The 12,365-nt window shown below is 67.3% G+C and carries 11 protein-coding genes and 2 tRNA genes; 7 read left to right on the forward strand and 6 right to left on the reverse strand.

The window, feature by feature from the left end; genetic code table 11:
* Positions 1 to 264: 264 nt before the first annotated feature.
* Complete coding sequence (locus U5919_RS01120) at positions 265 to 888, reverse strand: metal-dependent hydrolase (protein WP_336021690.1); 624 nt, start codon at positions 886 to 888, stop codon at positions 265 to 267.
* 316 nt (positions 889 to 1,204) lie between these two features.
* Here U5919_RS01120 and U5919_RS01125 point away from each other — a divergent pair, with 316 nt between their 5' ends.
* From U5919_RS01125 to U5919_RS01145, 5 genes are all read left to right on the forward strand, one after another.
* Positions 1,205 to 1,651, forward strand: a complete 447-nt coding sequence (locus tag U5919_RS01125) for an NUDIX hydrolase (RefSeq protein WP_336021691.1) — start codon at positions 1,205 to 1,207, stop codon at positions 1,649 to 1,651.
* Positions 1,648 to 4,110: a DNA mismatch repair endonuclease MutL gene (gene mutL, locus U5919_RS01130; protein ID WP_336021692.1), complete on the forward strand. Its 2,463-nt coding sequence runs from the start codon at positions 1,648 to 1,650 to the stop codon at positions 4,108 to 4,110. Before U5919_RS01125 ends, mutL begins: the two co-directional genes overlap by 4 nt.
* A 101-nt stretch (positions 4,111 to 4,211) precedes the next feature.
* The gene (gene kdgK1, locus U5919_RS01135) at positions 4,212 to 5,171 is read left to right on the forward strand and encodes a bifunctional 2-dehydro-3-deoxygluconokinase/2-dehydro-3-deoxygalactonokinase (RefSeq protein ID WP_336021693.1); all 960 of its coding nucleotides are present in this window, start codon (positions 4,212 to 4,214) and stop codon (positions 5,169 to 5,171) included.
* 13 nt (positions 5,172 to 5,184) lie between these two features.
* Positions 5,185 to 5,841, forward strand: coding sequence for a DUF6663 family protein (locus tag U5919_RS01140; RefSeq protein WP_336021694.1), 657 nt, complete (start codon positions 5,185 to 5,187; stop codon positions 5,839 to 5,841).
* Between the two features lie 81 nt (positions 5,842 to 5,922).
* Positions 5,923 to 6,351, forward strand: a complete 429-nt coding sequence (locus U5919_RS01145) for a CopG family ribbon-helix-helix protein (RefSeq protein ID WP_336021695.1) — start codon at positions 5,923 to 5,925, stop codon at positions 6,349 to 6,351.
* A gap of 19 nt (positions 6,352 to 6,370) precedes the next feature.
* Here the strand turns inward: U5919_RS01145 and U5919_RS01150 are convergent, their stop codons facing one another.
* Positions 6,371 to 6,892: a DUF7575 domain-containing protein gene (locus tag U5919_RS01150; protein ID WP_336021696.1), complete on the reverse strand. Its 522-nt coding sequence runs from the start codon at positions 6,890 to 6,892 to the stop codon at positions 6,371 to 6,373.
* Positions 6,893 to 7,088: 196 nt separating this feature from the next.
* On the opposite strand from U5919_RS01150, the gene U5919_RS01155 reads away from it, so the two are divergent.
* On the forward strand, positions 7,089 to 7,916 hold the full coding sequence (locus U5919_RS01155; RefSeq protein ID WP_336021697.1) for a ZIP family metal transporter: 828 nt from the start codon (positions 7,089 to 7,091) through the stop codon (positions 7,914 to 7,916).
* Between the two features lie 47 nt (positions 7,917 to 7,963).
* Here the strand turns inward: U5919_RS01155 and U5919_RS01160 are convergent, their stop codons facing one another.
* The 3 genes from U5919_RS01160 to U5919_RS01170 all read right to left on the reverse strand — a co-directional run bounded on the left by U5919_RS01160 (position 7,964) and on the right by U5919_RS01170 (position 9,725).
* A complete protein-coding gene (locus U5919_RS01160; RefSeq protein ID WP_336021698.1) occupies positions 7,964 to 9,364 on the reverse strand; it encodes a sulfatase family protein in 1,401 nt (466 codons plus the stop codon).
* Positions 9,365 to 9,456: 92 nt separating this feature from the next.
* Positions 9,457 to 9,531 (reverse strand) — tRNA-Ile (locus U5919_RS01165).
* 121 nt (positions 9,532 to 9,652) lie between these two features.
* A tRNA-Asn gene (locus U5919_RS01170) sits at positions 9,653 to 9,725 on the reverse strand.
* A 154-nt stretch (positions 9,726 to 9,879) separates the two neighbouring features.
* Here U5919_RS01170 and cca point away from each other — a divergent pair.
* Positions 9,880 to 11,271, forward strand: coding sequence for a CCA tRNA nucleotidyltransferase (cca, locus tag U5919_RS01175; RefSeq protein WP_336021699.1), 1,392 nt, complete (start codon positions 9,880 to 9,882; stop codon positions 11,269 to 11,271).
* Positions 11,272 to 11,346: 75 nt separating this feature from the next.
* On the opposite strand, the gene U5919_RS01180 is transcribed toward cca, so the two are convergent.
* The gene (locus U5919_RS01180) at positions 11,347 to 12,363 is read right to left on the reverse strand and encodes a histone deacetylase family protein (RefSeq protein ID WP_336021700.1); all 1,017 of its coding nucleotides are present in this window, start codon (positions 12,361 to 12,363) and stop codon (positions 11,347 to 11,349) included.
* Between the last annotated feature and the right edge of the window lie 2 nt (positions 12,364 to 12,365).

Genomic DNA, 12,365 nt, shown 5'->3' on the forward strand with positions numbered 1-12,365 from the left:
TCAAAATCGAGGCTATACGCTGAACCGTCCGCTCAGCCGTCCGGCCGACAGTGTACACACAGCGAACGCTCGACGTCGTCCGACGGAACGGCCGTCCCACAGCGGCGACAGCGAACGCGACCGTGTGCGTACTGCGTGTGCGCTTCGACCGGACTTCGTTCAGTATTCGACATCATAGTATACAGATACACGAACTAAGTGGAAAAATTTCTGGACAGTATCGTATATATTCTTAATATCTTCCACTCAGTCGGAACTTCTCATTCACCGAATATCTTCGACGAACCGCGACGGCAGTCGATCGATGAACGTGTCCGGAAGGGCGGCGACGAGCGTCTCTGCGGCCACCACCATCGGTTTCCGCAGCAGGACGTAGACCGCAGAGACGACCACTGCGGCGAGGACGCCCGTTTCTGCAACGCCGTCGAGGGCGTACACGGCCGGGACCGCGAACGCGACGGCGACCGCGAGGTCCTCCGGTGCACCGTCGTATCGGATCCACCGGCGCGGGCGGATCCACCGGCCGTGGTAGTGGTTGTAGACCGCCTGTTCGGAGGTCCCGAGCCACGGTTTCAGCTCCAGCCCGCCGCCGAGGGCATCCATCGCGGAGTGCAGCGCCGCCGCCGCGAGAAACAGCGCGACGGCGACGGTGAGCGTCGTCGGAACGGCCGCGGCGACGACCGCGGCCGCGACGCCGGCGGCGCTGAAGTACACCGGGAAATGCAGCGTCTTCCGGTGGCCGGCGTAGAGATCGAAATCCGGAAACAATCCGCCGAGCGCGGCGGCCGCGATCGGAAGTACGGACGCCCCCGCGGCGCTCTCCGGGAAGAGCGCCGCGACGAGAACTGCGAGCACGACGCCGGCCAGCGCGTGCGTGGTTGCCATCATCATCGAGTCGTATGTGAGACAACAATATCATCGTTTCGCGTGACTTGGTACCACGCTTATCGTTGGCAATATCCAATCATCGGTGTCGAGGCCGTCCTCCTCCAGACGGACTCGAAGACACAATTTTTGCTCTCGGTCCGACGCTTCACGACCGGCTGTCGCGGAAGTAGTCTCCGAGGTCGTTCGTCGGCTCCGACACGCGGCTTCGATGTGCGCTTCGACACTTCCGTTCGCTGTCGCGACCGGTAACGATTAGGCGGCTACCGCACAGTACAAACACGATGAGTCGCAGCGAACGCTCACGCGGGGTGAGACGGTGACCGAGGACCATCTCGAAGCGACGATCAGCCTCCGCGGCGTCCTCTTTTCGCCCGACGGCGACGTCCTCCTCGTCAGACGGGCGAGCGACGACGGGTGGGAACTGCCGGGCGGACGGCTCGGGACTCACGAGGACGTGCGGGCGGGCCTTCACCGCGAAATCGAGGAGGAAACGGGTCTCGACGCACAGGTCGGACAACCGGTGCACGCCGCCTCGTGGCGGAACGAGACCGATCGGGGACGATTCGCCGTCTACTACTGGTGCGACGCCCCCGAGGATACCCGATCGGAACCCGACGCCGCTGCGAGCGCGAATGTCGAGTCGGTCACGCTCAGTCACGAACACACCGACTACGCGTGGCTCGCGCCCGAACCGGCGGCCGAACGCCTGACTGACGTTCAGACGCGGGCCGTGACGGCGGCGACGGAGGTGCACGAGCCGTGAGTGACGACTCCGACCCGTCCCAATCGCGTCCGACGATCCGGGCGCTCGACGATCGGACGATCAGGCAGATCGCGGCCGGAGAGGTGGTCGAACGGCCCGCGTCGGTCGTCAAAGAGCTAGTCGAAAACAGCCTCGACGCCGACGCGAACCGCATCTCCGTCGCGATCGACGCCGGCGGCACCGAGGGCGTCCGCGTCCGCGACGACGGCCTCGGGATGGATCGCGAGGCGGTCCAGCGCGCCGTCGAGGAACACACGACGAGCAAGATCGAGGACATCGCGGACCTCGAAGCGGGCGTCGGGACGCTCGGCTTCCGCGGCGAGGCGCTGCACACCATCGGCGCGGTCTCGCGGCTCACGATCCGGACGAAGCCGCGAACGACCGGCAGCGTCGACCGCGGTGACGGAGTCGACGATGCCGCCGGGACCGAACTTCGCATCGAAGGCGGTGAGGTGAGCGAGGTCGGACCCGCGGGTTGCCCTGAGGGCACCGTCGTCGAGGTCGAGGATCTGTTTTTCAACACGCCCGCGCGCAAGAAGTTCCTGCGGACGACCGCCACGGAGTTCGACCACGTCAACGCCGTCGTGACGCACTACGCGCTCGCGAACCCCGGCGTCGCGATCTCCCTAGAGCACGACGGTCGCGAGGTGTTCGCGACCGAGGGGCGCGGCAACCTCCGCTCGGCGGTGCTGGCCGTCTACGGCCGCGAGGTCGCCGAGTCGATGATAGATGTCGAGTACGAACCCGAGGCGGACGCGATCGGTGACGGCGAATCCGACTCGGGCGATGGCGACGCGTCGGCAGCGATTGAGGGCGTCCGGGGACTGGTCAGCCACCCCGAGACGAACCGGAGCACGCGCGAGTACCTCTCGACGTTCGTCAACGGACGGTACGTCACCGCGAGAGTCCTCCGAGAGGCCGTCCTCGAAGCCTACGGCGGTCAGTTGGCGGCCGACCGATACCCCTTCGCGGTCCTGTTCGTCGACGTCCCCGCCGACGCGGTCGACGTGAACGTCCACCCGCGGAAAATGGAGGTTCGCTTCGACGACGAATCCGGGGTTCGGGCCGCCGTCACCGACGCCGTCCGGAGCGCGCTGCTCGATGCGGGCTTGATCCGATCGACCGCACCGAGAGGACGTTCGGCGGCCGACGAGACCGAAATACGGCCGGAGTCGCCCGAATCGGAGGTTCACGGCGGGCCGGGACACACGCCACAGCCCGGAACAGAGGCTGCCGAAGACGCCGCCGCTGCCGACGAATCGGGATCCAAACCGGAATCCGAGTCCGACGGGACGGGGACGCCGAGCGATCTCGTGCGATCGAGAACCGCGAGGAACGTCGAGCAGGGGCAAACCGGCAGTAACGCCGACAGCGTGGAAAGTTCCGGTACCGACGCGGCTGACGCTCCCGACGACGAGTCCCGACGCGTCCAGACGGAACTCGGCGACGACGACGCGAAAACACCCCCACAAACCGACGATGGGCACGACCGCGCGCGGACGGTCGATCCGATCGACGACGACGCGTGGTCGGTCTCGGGGTCCGAACGGGGCGATCAGCGGGCCGGTTCTCGTTCCTCGACGACCGGACGAACAGACGCCGATTCGCGAATTCCGCCGGGGTACGAGTCGTCGACTGCCGATCGCTCGACAGTCGAGCGCGATGAGTTGGCGACCGAACGCAATGATTCGATCGCCGGGCACGACGAGTCGACTGCCGAACACGACGGTTCGACCGTCGATCGCGACGATGAGGGCGTGTCGTCGCCAGCGTCGCGACCGACGGGAATCGTCGGCCCGACCGTCCAGCGGGATTTAGGCGGCGACGAAGCCACCCTCGAACCGCGGTTCGACTCGCTGCCGTCGATGCGGATCCTCGGACAGCTACACGACACCTACGTCGTCGCCGAGACCGACTCCGGAATGGTGCTCGTCGATCAACACGCGGCCGACGAGCGAGTCCATTACGAGCGCCTGCAACGCGAACTGGACGGCGACGTCGTGACGCAGGCACTCGCCGAATCGGTCGAACTCGAACTCACCGCGCGGGAGGCGGCGCTGTTCGACGAGTACGTCGACGCGCTCTCGAGCCTCGGCTTCCGCGCCGAGCGCGTCGGCGACCGAACCGTCGCGGTTGAGACCGTCCCCGCGGTCTTCGCGGCGGCGCTCGATCCCGAACTCGTTCGCGACGTCCTCTCGGCGTTCGTCGGCGAGGCGGACGGGGAGTACGGCGGCGAGGAGACGGTCGCGGCCGTCGCCGACGAACTCCTCTCGGATCTGGCCTGTTACCCCGCCGTGACCGGCAACACCTCGCTCACCGAGGGGTCGGTCGTGGACCTCTTGGAGGCACTGGACGCCTGCGAAAACCCCTACGCGTGCCCGCACGGGCGGCCGGTCGTCATCGAGATCGACGGCGAGGAGATCGGCGACCGGTTCGAGCGGGACTACCCGGGGCATTGAACCCGATGAGGGCTGTCGGCCGCGTCTCGTCTGTGGCCCACCAGGTAACCGACGGCCGATCGATAACGGCAATTATGTACCCGCTGCCGTAACGAGCGAGTATGACAGACGTTGTGACGTTCGGCGAGACGATGCTCAGGCTCTCACCGCCGCGAGGGGACCGCTTGGAGACGACGCGCGATCTCGACGTACAGACCGGCGGCGCGGAGAGCAACGTCGCCGTCGCCGCCGCGCGCCTCGGCTGCGAGGCGACGTGGCTCTCGAAACTCCCCGATTCGGCGCTCGGCCGCCGGATCGTCTCGGAACTGCGCAGCCACGGCGTCCGGACGGACGTCGCGTGGGACGATTCGGCGGCCGCGCGCTTGGGAACGTACTACCTCGAACAGGGCGGCGAGCCGCGCGGCACTGACGTCATTTACGACCGTGCTGGCGCGTCGGTGACGACTGCGACGCCCGAAGAGCTCCCCGTCGGCGGGCTCGAAGACGCTGAGATCTTCTACACGAGCGGGATCACCCCGGCGCTCTCCGCGACGCTCGCAGAGACGACTGCGGCGCTGCTCGAAGGGGCTCGGGGGACGGGCGTGACCACCGCCTTCGATCTGAACTACCGCTCGAAGCTGTGGACGCCCGAAGAAGCCAAGCGGGGGTACGAGTCGCTGTTCCCGCACGTCGACGTGCTCGTCGCCGCCGAGCGCGACGTCGCAACCTGTCTCGACCGAGACGGCGATCCCGTAGAGGTCGCGAACGGCCTGCGTCGGGATTTCGATTTCGAGACGGTCGTGCTCACCCGCGGTGAGCAGGGGTCGCTGGCCGTTCACGACGGCGAAGTGTTCGAGCAGGACGTCTACGACGCCGAGACGCTCGATCCGATCGGGACGGGCGACGCCTTCGTCGGCGGCTTCCTCGCGAAACGAATCGGTGGCGGCGACGTCGGCGACGCGCTCGCCTACGGCGCTGCGACGGCCTCGCTGAAGCGCACGCTCGGCGGTGACCTCGCGGTGGTCACGCCCGAGGAGGTCGAGTCGGTCATCGACGAGAACGCCGGCGGGATTTCGCGGTGAACGGGACGAGCCGATGACGCCCACGACGAGCGGTCGTTTCCGGGTACTCGGCCGTCCGCGCGATCCGGGGGAGCTGTTGCTCGTCTCGGTTGGCACGATCGAAGGCGGCGCGGCGGAACACGCCACGGAGCCGACGTTCGATCCGGCCTACGTCGGGATGACCGAATACTCGGGCGACCTCGCCGACGACGTGGCGTCGCTCGCGGCGGGCAACCTGATCGACGCGACGCTCGCGTGGGACGACGGCGAGCCGCGATTTTCGGCGGTCGATGTCGTCGCCGACAGCGCGTTCGAGTTCTACGACGACGTCACTGGGATCTTCGAGGCGGCGAAGGAGACGTGGATGGTCGCAGAAGCCGACAACGCGGCGATGCACGGTCGCGTGACGAGGAACACCGACGGCGAACCGAACGGAGCGCTGTACGCGTTCGCGAAGCAGTCCGGCGCTCGCGATCTCTTCGAGGAATTCAGAACCGGCGTAACACCGCTGGATCCGCTCGTCCGACGGGCCGACGAGGGCGAGTCGGTCCCGCCGGAGGCCGAACAGGCCCGTGCGGTGTTCGTACTTCGTCCCATTGACGAGCCGTTCCTCGTCGTTTACGTCGTGTTCCGCTCTGACGGCGTGTTGGCGGAGACGATTCGGTCGACGTACGACCCTTCAGTGGGCTGAGTCCTTGGCAACCGGGGGATTTCTCGCTGATCAGAGTCAGATTTACGAAAGATTAACATATCTTTTCATCCATTTTAATATATGACTGTTGTCAGCGTCTCGATGCCCGAAGGGTTGGTCGAACGGATCGACGCGTTCGCCGAAGAGCACGGCTACACCGGCCGAAGCGAGGTCGTCCGCGAGGCCTCCCGCAACCTCCTCGGGGAGTTCGAGGACAAGCGGCTCGAAGACCGCGAGTTGATGGCGGTGGTGACGGTCGTCTTCGACTACGAGACGACGAGCGTCGAAGAGCGGATGATGAAGCTCCGCCACGAGTACGAGTCGATCGTGGCCTCGAACTTCCACAGCCACGTCGGCGAGCACCGCTGTATGGAACTGTTCGTCCTCGAAGGCGGCTTACAGGATATCTCGACGTTCGTCGGGAAAATCCGCGCGACGAAGGACACGCTCAGCGTCGACTACTCGGTGATGCCGGTCGACGAGTTCAGCGGATTCGACATCGAAGCGTGAGCCACAGCGCGAGCTGACGTCAGTTGTCGGTACGGTCCGCCGAGTCCAGCCGCGTCGTACACCACGGACAGAAGTCTAACTCCGGATCCAATTCCTTCCCGCAGTGCGGACAACTGTCGGCGCTCTCGGACCCGACCGCGGCTTTCACCGACTGCGTCGTCGCCGCGGTACTCGCACCCGGTTCGCCCTCGCGACGCTCCTCGAGCGAACCCGTCGAGCCGTCCGATTCCGACGTGACTGATTCCGCCGCGGTGGTCGATTGGCGCGCGCGCTGCTGGTCACGGCGCGCGACGACGTAGGCGTCGGCGATGCTGGCGACACTGACCGCGATCACGGGGGCGAGCGCCACCGGATCGGCGTTCTCTCCGGCCAACAGCGCCTGCGTGGCCTCCATAGGGACGAAGAGATACGAGACGGCGACGGCGGCCGCGAACCAGCCTAGCCCTCGCCGCCAGCGGCGCAGATAGAGGTGGCCGAGCCCGGTGGCGAACGTCCCGAGCAGCGCCGCCAGCCACGGTCGCTTCCCGCCGGTCCGTTCCATACGCGTTGGTTCGGACGCGTCCGATTAGGTCTTGTGGGTTTCGTCTCCGGTGGTCGTCCGGTTTCACCTCCCGGTCACGACCAATTTATAAGCCCCTCGCAGGCGACGTGTCTCCTATGACCCGCTCTCGCAGCTCTCGAATGGCCGGGATCGTCTTTCGGCCGCGAGCGCGGGGGACCGACGGGGGGGTCTCGAAGTGATCGCCGAGCTGTTCGTCCGGTGGTTCGGAACCAACCCCGTGGTCCACGGGCTCGCCGGGGGGCTCGTCATCGCCGGGATGAACCTCTTCGGCGCGTCGCTTGTGTTCGTCTGGCGGAATCCCTCCGAACGGGCGCTCGACGGCGCGCTCGGGTTCGCGGCGGGCGTGATGCTCGCGGCGAGTTTCACGAGCCTCATCATCCCCGGCATCGAGCAGTACTCGAACGGCAATCCGATCCCGGTCCTCGTTGGCGTCCTCCTCGGCGCACTGTTTTTGGACCGCGCCGACGTCCTCGTCCCGCACGCGCATTTCCTCCTGACGGGTCGCCGCCGCGCCGACGCGGCCGACCCCAGCGAGTCGCTACCGCTGAACGACGAGCGCCTCGCCCCGGTGGTGCTGTTCATCTTCGCGATCACGCTGCACAATATGCCGGAGGGGCTCGCCGTCGGCGTCGGGTTCGGCAGCGGCGACGTCGCGGGCGCGATTCCGCTGATGCTCGCGATCGGAATTCAGAACATCCCCGAGGGATTGGCCGTCTCCGTCGCGGCCGTCAACGCCGGACTGAACCGACGCGCGTACGCCGTCTTCACCGGGATCCGCTCGGGCGTCGTCGAGATCCCGTTGGCCGTGTTCGGCGCGTACGCCGTCCAGTCGGCCGCGGTGCTGCTCCCCTACGCGATGGGATTCGCCGCCGGCGCGATGCTGTTCGTCATCAGCGACGAGATCGTTCCGGAGACGCACACCGGCGGACACGAGCGCGTCGCGACGCTCGGGACGATCCTCGGCATCGTCGTGATGCTGTATCTCGACATCTCGCTGGCGTGACTCTCGAGCGTCGCCAGCGTGACCCTCGAGCGTCGGCGGCGTGCTGATCAGACCCCCTCGAACCCGTCGGCGAAGGAGTTGTAGCCGGAGGGCCCCTCTTCGGCGACGCGCTGCAGCGGGTCCGTGCTTCCGGTTCTGTGCCGCGCGGCCCACAGCAACATCTCCGTTTCGAGCTCGCCGACGACGGCGGGACGTTCGTCGGCAACGTTCCGCTGTTCCCACGGGTCCGCGTCCATCTCGAAGAGCTGGTACGCCGGGAGGACGCCGTCCCACATCCCCGGGTGATACGTCCGGATGAGCTTCCACTCGTCCGTTCGAATCGCCCGCTGGGCGGTGTACAGGCCGTGATCGAACACGACGAACTCCCGGCCCTCGGCGTCGGCAGATTCGAGAATCGGCCGAAGAGAACTCCCCTGCCAGCGTTCCGGCGGCGTCTCACCGAGGTAGTCGGCGATCGTCGGCGCGAAGTCGACGTTGGTGATCAACTGCTCGCGAGCGCCCGGCTCGAATCCGGTCCCCGAGGGCGGTTTGATCACCATCGGGACGCGCTGTGTCCCGTCGTGGGTGCTCCAGTGCTCGCGGTAGAGACCGTGCTCGCCGAACTCCTCGCCGTGGTCGCCAGTGAGGACGATCAGCGTCTCGTCGTACTGCCCCGTCTCTTTGAGATGATTCAAGAGACGGCCGACGTGGCGGTCGGCGTAGCGGATCTCGGCGTCGTACGCCGAGAGGAGTTCGTTGAGATCCTCGCGCGATTCGATTCCCTCTTGGGTGGCTCCGCGCAGCGTGTCCCACTCGCGGTGGCGCTCGATCTGCTCCGCTGTGGGATGCGGCGGCAACTCGACGTCGCGGAACCGCTCGATCTGCTCGTCGGTCCGGTTGTACGGCGCGTGCGGGTCCCAGTACTGCGCGTAGAGGAAGAATTCATCTCCATCGACTGACTCCAAGGCGTCGATGGCTTCGTCGGTGACCGCCTCCGCCCGAGGCGTCTGAAAGGAGACGTGTCCCCACTCGACGGTCATCTCCTCGTCGGGTTCCTGCGGCTGTCTGAACTCGTGCCAGACGTGGTAGAACCACGGAGCCGGGTGTCGCGGGAACGATGAGACGCCGATCGTTCGGATGCCCTGCTGGAAGAACAGCTCCGGAAGCGTCCACCACGGCCGCTCGGGCCCGTTCTCCGTCCACGACCCCGCCCAGTCGGTCCGGTTCTCGGGACGGTCGATCTGCTGGGACTGCTGGCCGTGGGTCTCGACGCCGTTCGCGATGCCGTACCGCCCGGACGTCAGCGCCGCGCGGGAGGGCATACACGGGGAGTTGGCGACGTAGCCCCGCTCGAACGCGACGCCGTCGTCGATCAGCGTATCGATGTTCGGGGTCGTGTGGCCGTGGTAGCCGTAGCCGCTCACGTGATCGGCTCTGAGCGAGTCGATGTCGATGCAGAGGACCTTCATACCGGCCGAAAGAGGCATTGAGGAAACATAAAACCCGCTGCGGCTTCGGCGAAAACACCGTGCTTTCGGCTCGAAAACGGGGGTTTAGAACATGGGCCCTGTGGGCTTCGAACCCACGACCACCCGGTTATGAGCCGAGCGCTCTGACCAGACTGAGCTAAGGGCCCGACGGTCTACCGTTCCGCGGTCTCCCTCTTAGACGTTGTCGTTAGCGGTCGTCGGAGGGAACATCCCGGGGCGCAGTCGCTCGGACGCCGTCGCTCCGAAGGTCGCGTCGAGAGGAAGTGACGCCGTCGCCAGGGCTCGAACCTGGGACCACCTCGTTAACAGCGAGGTGCTCTACCACCTGAGCTACGACGGCTCTGTCCGCACCCGAATGTAGACCGAGGTAGTATGATAGGGCTTTCGTTTTCGCCGCACGGGTGCGTGATACCCACAGACCGACGGACGCGTCCTCCGGAGGGCTCGCCCGCATCGACACCCTTTCGCCGGGGGCTCTCGAAGCCGTGACAACGATGGCCGCCGACGAACAACGCCGGGTGATCGAACGGGTCCGCGAGCGCGTCACCCCCGACGCCGAGGAACGCGAGGCGATGCGGGCGGCGGTGGCCGAACTCACCGCGCGGATCGAGGCCGAAATCGACGCGCGCGGGATCGACGCGGACGTCGTGCAGGTCGGCTCGACGGCGCGGGGGACGTGGCTCGCGGGCGACCGCGACATCGACCTCTTCGTGCGGTTTCCGGCCGATCTCAACCGAGAGACGCTGGAGCGTTACGGCCTCGACATCGGCAACGCGGTCCTCCCCGACGGTCACGAGGAGTACGCCGAGCATCCCTACGTCACCGGCGCGTTCGATGGGTTCGACGTCGACCTCGTGCCCTGCTACGACGTCGGCGACGGCTCGGCGCTCCAGTCGGCGGTCGACCGGACGCCGCACCACAACGCCTACCTGCTCGAGCGCATCGACGACGACCTCGCGGGCGAGATGCGGGTGTTCAAGCAGTTCCTGAAGGGCATCGGCGTCTACGGCAGCAATTTGCGGACCGAGGGCTTCTCGGGCTATCTCTCGGAACTGCTCGTGCTCGAACACGGCGACGTCGCGACGCTGCTTTCCGCCGCCGCGGACTGGCACCCGCCGGTCGTCTTCGACCCCGAGGACCACGCCGCGCGATCGCACGACGACCCGCTGGTGATGGTCGATCCGACGGACCCGGCGCGGAACGTCGCGGCGGTCTGCTCGGCGGAGAACGTCGCGCGGCTCCAACACTACGCCCGCAAGTTCCTCGCCGAGCCGCGCGAGGATCTCTTCGAGTCGCGGACGCCCGATCCGATCGATCCCGACGCCGTTCGCGCCCACCTCGACCGCCGCGGGACGACGCCCGTCGCGGTCGTCTTCGACGCGCCCGATCTCGTCGACGATCAGCTCTATCCTCAACTCCGAAAGTCGCTGTCGGGCGTCCGCGACGAACTCGACCGGCGCGGGTTCGAGCCGATTCGCGCGATGTACGCAGCCGACGAGCGTGCCGTCCTCCTCGTCGAACTGTCGCATCTGACGCTGCCGTCGATCGAACGCCACGACGGCCCGCCGGTGCACGTCCGCCACCACGCCGAGGGGTTCTACGAGGCGTACGCCCACGAGGGGAGCGATCCCGGAGACGGGAATGACACGCCGCCCGAGAGCTACGGCCCGTTCGTCGACGGCGACCGCTACGTCGTCGAGCGCGACCGAGAGTACACCGACGCCGCGGCGTTGCTCCGCTCTCCGGAACTGTTCTCCGTCGGCCTCGGCGCGCAGATCGAAACGGCGCTTTCCGCCGACTACGACGTGCTCGTCGGCGACGAGGTCGCGACGCTCTGCGAGGATTTCGGCGCGGAACTGGCGTCGTACTTCGACCCGCGACCCTGAAGCGTTCTGGCCGTCGCGTCCGTGGTCAGTCTCCTTCGGGCGTCGAGAACGCTCTTACCGTCGAGAACCCCGCCCTCAGCCGTCGAGACCGTGCACCCGACGGATCTCGTCGACGAGTTCTCGGGTCTCCTCGTCCGCGTCGCCCTCGGGTTCCATCGGCGAGCGGCCGTCGAAGGTTTCGTGGACGGTCGCGACGCCCTCAGAGAGCGTGTCGAGGCCGTATCCGCCTTCGAGAACGAACGCGACGCCCGCGTCGACGGCGTCGGCGATCGAGCGGACGCGATCGGTGAGGAGGGCGTACCCCTCCGTCGAGACGCGCATCCGCGAGATCGGGTCGTGACGGTGGGCGTCGAAGCCCGCGCTGACGACGAACAGGTCCGGATCGAACCGCTCGACGACTGGCGCGAGCACTTCTTCGACGGCGAGGAGGAACTCCTCGTCGCCCGCGCCCGCCGACAGCGGGATGTTCAGCGTCGTTCCCTCGCCGTCACCCGCGCCGGTCTCCTCGATCTCGCCGGTTCCGGGGTAGAGGCCGTCCTCGTGGGTCGACGCGTAGAGGACGTCGCCCTGCTCGTAGAAGATGTCCTGCGTGCCGTTACCGTGGTGGACGTCCCAGTCGAAGATGACCGCGCGTTCGGCGTCGGCCTCGGCGTCGTCGAGGACCGACTGGGCGGCGACGGCGGCGTTGTTGATGAAGCAAAAGCCCATCGCGTCGTCGGCGACGGCGTGATGGCCGGGCGGGCGGCCGATCGAAAAGGGCGTGTCGCGACCGCTCGCGCCCGCGGCGGCCTCCTCGGCGGCCCACTGCGCGAGGCCCGCAGAGGTGGTCGCGGCCTCCCACGTGGCCTCGGAGGCGACGGTGTCGGGGTCCCAGTTCCCGCCGCCGCCCCGACAGAACTCGCGGATCTCCTCGACGTAGTCGGCGTCGTGGACGGTCGCGACCGACGCCTCGTCGGCGGGATCGGCCTCCACGTAGGAGACGCCGTGCCGCTTCGCGAGCGCCCGGCGGATCGCTCGCAGGCGGTCGGCGGTCTCAGGGTGCCGCTCGCCGGTGTCGTGTGCGAGACACGTCTCGCTGTAGCCGAACTGCATCG

The organism is Halobellus sp. LT62 (genome assembly GCF_037031285.1).
In the GTDB taxonomy this organism is placed as follows: Archaea; Halobacteriota; Halobacteria; order Halobacteriales; family Haloferacaceae; genus Haloquadratum; species Haloquadratum salinisoli.

Coding starts and splice junctions, on each gene's coding strand:
- cca (WP_336021699.1), top strand. CDS start 9,880: ATGGCCGCCGACGAACAACGCCGGGTGATCGAACGGGTCCGCGAGCGC.
- U5919_RS01120 (WP_336021690.1), bottom strand. CDS start 888: ATGATGGCAACCACGCACGCGCTGGCCGGCGTCGTGCTCGCAGTTCTC.
- kdgK1 (WP_336021693.1), top strand. CDS start 4,212: ATGACAGACGTTGTGACGTTCGGCGAGACGATGCTCAGGCTCTCACCG.
- U5919_RS01150 (WP_336021696.1), bottom strand. CDS start 6,892: ATGGAACGGACCGGCGGGAAGCGACCGTGGCTGGCGGCGCTGCTCGGG.
- U5919_RS01145 (WP_336021695.1), top strand. CDS start 5,923: ATGACTGTTGTCAGCGTCTCGATGCCCGAAGGGTTGGTCGAACGGATC.
- U5919_RS01140 (WP_336021694.1), top strand. CDS start 5,185: ATGACGCCCACGACGAGCGGTCGTTTCCGGGTACTCGGCCGTCCGCGC.
- U5919_RS01160 (WP_336021698.1), bottom strand. CDS start 9,364: ATGAAGGTCCTCTGCATCGACATCGACTCGCTCAGAGCCGATCACGTG.
- U5919_RS01180 (WP_336021700.1), bottom strand. CDS start 12,363: ATGCAGTTCGGCTACAGCGAGACGTGTCTCGCACACGACACCGGCGAG.